The sequence below is a fragment of the Streptomyces sp. NPDC058964 genome (genome assembly GCF_042741275.1).
GTDB lineage: Bacteria > Actinomycetota > Actinomycetes > Streptomycetales > Streptomycetaceae > Streptomyces.
Genome location: NZ_JBHYKH010000206.1, coordinates 6,491 through 11,665 on the forward strand (window position 1 = coordinate 6,491; position 5,175 = coordinate 11,665).

At 73.1% G+C, this 5,175-nt stretch carries 3 protein-coding genes; all 3 read left to right on the plus strand.

The genetic code is table 11. From position 1 onward, the window contains the following. Nucleotides 1-319 precede the first annotated feature (319 nt). From ACFW2E_RS24155 to ACFW2E_RS24165, 3 genes are read left to right on the plus strand one after another with little or no spacing between them, the layout of a single operon-like run. Nucleotides 320-1,363 carry an AAA family ATPase gene (locus ACFW2E_RS24155; RefSeq protein WP_384469159.1) on the plus strand — a complete coding sequence of 348 codons (1,044 nt, stop codon included), beginning with the start codon at nucleotides 320-322 and terminating at the stop codon, nucleotides 1,361-1,363. Beyond that, a complete protein-coding gene (locus ACFW2E_RS24160) occupies nucleotides 1,363-2,727 on the plus strand; it encodes a DUF58 domain-containing protein (protein ID WP_384469160.1) in 1,365 nt (454 codons plus the stop codon). The genes ACFW2E_RS24155 and ACFW2E_RS24160 overlap by 1 nt, the downstream gene beginning before the upstream one ends. After that, nucleotides 2,724-5,108 carry a DUF3488 and DUF4129 domain-containing transglutaminase family protein gene (locus ACFW2E_RS24165; protein ID WP_384469161.1) on the plus strand — a complete coding sequence of 795 codons (2,385 nt, stop codon included), beginning with the start codon at nucleotides 2,724-2,726 and terminating at the stop codon, nucleotides 5,106-5,108. Before ACFW2E_RS24160 ends, ACFW2E_RS24165 begins: the two co-directional genes overlap by 4 nt. Nucleotides 5,109-5,175: the final 67 nt, after the last annotated feature.

A 5,175-nucleotide genomic window follows, 5' to 3' on the forward strand; every position in this document is an offset into this window, starting at 1 on the left:
GATGATCTCCCGGTCGCGGGCGCGGTGGTTGGCCCCCGACCCGGGTGGGGGCGTGTCTTACCGGCCACACCCCCCCCCCACCCGCCCCCCCCACCCCGAATCAACCGGGCCACCGCCAGCTAACGGCCGCTCGAAAATGCCGTAAGACCGACATAGTGCGGGCAGTTGTCCACAGGCGAGTGACACGAATCGGTAACGGCAGCAAGAATGCGGGGTGTGGCGTCACGCGGAACTATTCACGCGTGGTGTCCGTGTTTCGGGGTGGGCCGGTCCGCATCGCAGAGCGTCGGCCCGGTAAGAACGGGCCGAGGAGGGCCGGGTGACGACCTATGACGATCGAGCGAGCCTCACTGATCTGACCGCCACTGTGGAGCGGGTCCGCAGTTCGGTGGAGGGAGTGATCGAGGGCAAGCCCGAGGTCGTACGGCTTTCGCTGACCGTACTGCTCGCCGAGGGACATCTTCTGATCGAGGACGTCCCCGGCGTGGGCAAGACAATGCTCGCCAAAGCACTGGCACGGTCCATCGACTGCTCGGTGCGGCGCATCCAGTTCACGCCCGACCTGCTGCCGTCGGACATCACCGGCGTGTCCATCTGGGACCAGCAGCGCCGGGACTTCGAGTTCAAGCCCGGCGCCATCTTCGCGCAGATCGTGATCGGCGACGAGATCAACCGAGCCTCGCCCAAGACGCAGTCCGCGCTGCTGGAGTCGATGGAGGAGCGGCAGGTCACCATCGACGGGCAGACCTACGAACTGCCCAGCCCGTTCATGGTGGTGGCCACGCAGAACCCGGTCGAGATGGAGGGCACGTACCCGCTGCCCGAGGCCCAGCGCGACCGCTTCATGGCCCGTGTCTCCGTGGGCTACCCCAGCGTGGAGGCCGAGTTGCAGATGCTCGACATCCACGGCGGGGTGAGCCCGCTGGAGGACCTCCAGCCGGTGGCGCACGCGCACGACATCGTGAAGCTCATCGAGGCGGTGCGCGGCGTCCACGTCGCCGACTCCGTCCGGCGGTACGCGGTGGACCTGGTGGCCGCCACGCGCACCCACCCCGACCTGAGACTCGGCGCCTCCCCGCGCGCGACGCTGCACCTGCTGCGCGCGGCGAAGGCCTCGGCCGCCCTCAGCGGCCGGGAGTACGCGCTGCCGGACGACGTACAGGCCCTCGCCGTGGCCGTCCTGGCGCACCGCCTGCTGCCCACGGCCCAGGCCCAGCTCAACCGGCGCACGTCGGAGCAGGTCGTCCAGGAGATCCTGCAGCGCACCCCGGTGCCCTCGGCCGCGCCGCAGCAGCAGAGCGGCTTCGGCGGACTCGGCCGTACCGTGCCCACCTATCCCCAGCAGCCCCCGCGGAGTCTGTGATGAACACCGGGGGGGCCGGTCAGGCGGAGACCGACCGGGAGGAGAAGGGCGGCGTCCGTACGGCCCTCGCGGGGCTGACCACTCGCGGACGCTCCTTCCTGGCGGCCGGGATCGCGGCCGCGATCTGCGCGTACGTCCTGGGCCAGAGCGACCTGCTGCGGGTCGGGCTCCTGCTGGCCGCGCTGCCCCTGATCTGCGCGGCCGTCCTCTACCGCACCCGTTACCGGGTGGCCGGCAGCCGTCGGCTCTCCCCCTCGCGGGTGCCCGCCGGCAGCGAGGCCCGCGTCCATCTGCGGATGGACAACGTCTCGCGGCTGCCCACGGGCCTGCTGATGCTCCAGGACCGGGTGCCGTACGTGCTCGGCCCGCGGCCCCGCTTCGTCCTGGACCGGGTGGAGCCGGGCGGCCGCCGCGAGGTGTCCTACCGGGTCCGCTCGGACCTGCGCGGACGCTACCCCCTCGGCCCGCTCCAGCTGCGTCTGACCGACCCGTTCGGGATGTGCGAACTGACCCGCTCCTTCTCGACGTTCGACACCCTGACCGTGATCCCGCGCGTGGAGCCGCTGCCGCCGGTCCGGTTCAGCGGTGAGGCGAAGGGCTACGGCGACGGACGGCAGCGCTCGCTGGCCCTGGCGGGCGAGGACGACGTGATCCCGCGCGGGTACCGCTACGGCGACGACCTGCGCCGCGTCCACTGGCGCTCCACCGCCCGCTACGGCGAGCTGATGGTGCGCCGCGAAGAACAGCCGCAGCGCTCCCGCTGCACCGTTCTCCTCGACACGCGCGGCATCGCCTTCGAGGGCGCGGGGCCCGACTCGGCCTTCGAGTGGGCGGTGTCGGGCACCGCGTCGGTTCTGGTGCACATGCTCGAACGCGGCTTCTCGGTGCGCCTGTTGACCGACTCCGGCAGCGCGGTGCCGGGCGAGGGCGGCGATGGGTTCGCCGGCGCCAGCCAGGAGGCCGCGGACGCGGCCGGGCTGATGATGGACACCCTCGCCGTGATCGACCACTCGGACGGCACGGGCCTGTCCCGGGCCTACGACGTGCTGCGCGGCGGCAACGAGGGACTTCTGGTCGCCTTCCTGGGCGACCTCGACGACGAACAGGCCGCGGTGGTCGCCAAGATGCGTCAGCGCAGCGGCGGCGCGATCGCCTTCCTCCTGGACGGCGAGGCCTGGATCCGCGAGCCGAGCGACGTACCCGGACCCACCGACAAGCACGGGGAGCAACTGCGCATGCTGCGTGAGGCGGGCTGGACCGCCGTGAGCGTTCCCCGCGGCGCCCCACTGAGCCAACTGTGGCGCCGGGCGGACCGCGAACGCACGGGCATCGCCGCGCTGAGCGGCGGGGAGGCGCTGTCGTGAGCGGGCGGGCTCGGCTCGCGTTGTGCGCGGCGGCCGCGACACTGATGACGTCGTGTGCGCTGCTGCCCCTGGTCGACCGGCCCACGTGGCTGCTGCAGGCGTGCTTCCTGGTGGCGGTGCAGACGGGAGTGGGCGCGGCGACCCGGCGGGTGCCGCTGGCCCGACCGCTGACGGTGGCGGCGCAGGCGCTCGTCACGCTGATGATGCTGACCGTGGTCTTCGCCCGGGAGCAGGCCCTCGCCGGTCTGGTCCCCGGTCCGGACGCCTTCCGGTACTTCGCCGATCTGCTCCAGCAGGGCTCGGACGACGTCAGCCGGTACTCGATCCCGGCACCGCTGTCCGACGGCATCCGGCTGATGCTCGTCGGCGGCGTCCTGGTCATCGGACTGCTCGTGGACACCCTCGCGGTGACCTTCCGCAGCGCGGCCCCGGCCGGACTTCCGCTGCTCGCGCTGTACTCGGTGGCCGCGGGGCTGTCCGACGGCGGTGCCGACTGGCTGTGGTTCCTGGTCGCGGCGGCCGGCTATCTGATGCTGCTCCTGGCCGAGGGCAGGGACCGGCTCTCCCAGTGGGGCCGGGTCTTCGGCGGTGCGCCACGGGCTCCGGGCGATCCCGAGGGCGGTGCCGTGGCACCGGTCCGCACCGGGCGGCGGATCGGAGCGGTCGCGCTCGGCGTCGCCCTGTTCGTGCCGCTCGCCCTGCCCGCGATGCAGGGCGGCCTCCTGGACGGCGCCGGAACCGGCGTGGGCGCGGGCAACGGGAACGGCGGCACGATCTCCGCGGTCAACCCCCTCGTGTCGCTGCGCGACAGTCTGAACGTGGACCAGGACCGCCAGGTCATGTCCGTGAAGACCAGCTCCGACGACATCTCCGACCTGTATCTGCGGATCGTCTCCCTGGACGACTTCGACGGCGTCACCTGGAAGCCGTCCCAGCGGCACATCGTCGGCGTACCGGACCGGTTCCCGACGCCGGCCGGCCTGAGCCCCGCGATCAAGCGCACCACGGTCAAGAGCACGGTCTCGGCGGCGGACTGGTACGCCCAGGACTGGCTGCCGATGCCCTACCCGCCCAGCAGCGTGCGGGTCGGCGGCAACTGGCGCTACGAGCCGGTGGGCATGACCCTCGTCGGAGACCACGGCCAGAACACGCGCGGCGCGACGTACCAGGTGGACAGCCTGGACGTGCGGCCGACCGCGGAGCAGCTGGCCGCGGCGCCGGGGGCGTCGGCGGCGATCAGGCGCGACTACACCAAGGTGCCGTCCTCGCTGCCGTCGGTCGTCGCCAGGACCGCCCGGCAGGTGACCCGGGGCGCGACCAGCCACTACGACCAGGCGGTCAAGCTCCAGGACTACTTCGCCGTGACGGGCGGCTTCCAGTACGACACCCAGGTGGAGATCGGCCGGGGCCGGAACGCGATAGCGCGGTTCCTGGAGAAGAAGCAGGGCTTCTGCGTCCACTTCTCCTTCGCCATGGCCGCCATGGCCCGCACGCTCGGCATCCCGGCCAGGGTCGCGGTGGGCTTCGCGCCCGGTACCCCGCAGGCCGACGGCTCGGTGTCGGTCGGTCTGAAGGACGCGCACGCCTGGCCGGAGCTGTACTTCGAGGGCGTGGGCTGGACCCGCTTCGAGCCGACCCCGACCCGCGGCTCCGCGCCGTCGTACACCCAGTCGGAGACGCCCGGCACCTCCCTGCCGGATCAGGTGCGCCCGTCCCATGCGGCGAGCACGGCGCCCTCGGCGGAGGCCTCGCAGAGCGAGACCTGCGCGGCCCGGCTCCGCAAGCTGGAGGCGTGCTCCAGCCCGTCCGCGCAGGCAGCGGTGCACCCGGGCGACAACGGTCCGAAGTGGTGGCAGTTCGCGCTGTGGGGGCTCGGTGTGCTGGCCGCCCTGGCCATCCCGCTGACACCGCTGATGTGGCGGCTGCGCCTGCGGGCCGCAAGGCTGGGCGGGCACGCCCGCACCGACGAGGGTGCGGCGGCCCACGCGCTGGCGGCCTGGCAGGAACTGACCGACACCGCGTGGGACTTCGGCATCCTGCCCGACGACTCGCAGACCCCGCGCAAGGCGGCCGCGCGGATCATCCGGCTCGGACACCTCGATCCGGCGGCCGGAGCCGCGGTGCACCGGGTGGCGGACGCCGTGGAGCAGGTCCTCTACGCGCCCCGGCCGCGCCCGGCGGCGGGCCTCGCGGAGGACGTGCGCCGACTGATCGGCGGTCTGAGCACCACTGTCAGCCGCCGGACGCGGCTGCGCGCGCTGCTCGCCCCGCGGTCCACTGTGCGGGTGATGTGGGCGGTGTCGGCCCGGTGGGCGGCGCTCAAGGCGCGGGTGGCGGCGGCCCGGCCGACCCTGCGCAAGCCGTCGGGCCAGCAGGGCTGAGGGCCGGCCCGGCGGCGGAGCGGGACAGGACCGACGAAACAGGACTGAGGGGCGGCCACCCGGTGGG

Bases quoted from the DNA above. Each gene is read 5' to 3' on its own strand.
- ACFW2E_RS24160 (WP_384469160.1), top strand. From the start codon at position 1,363: ATGAACACCGGGGGGGCCGGTCAGGCGGAGACCGACCGGGAGGAGAAG.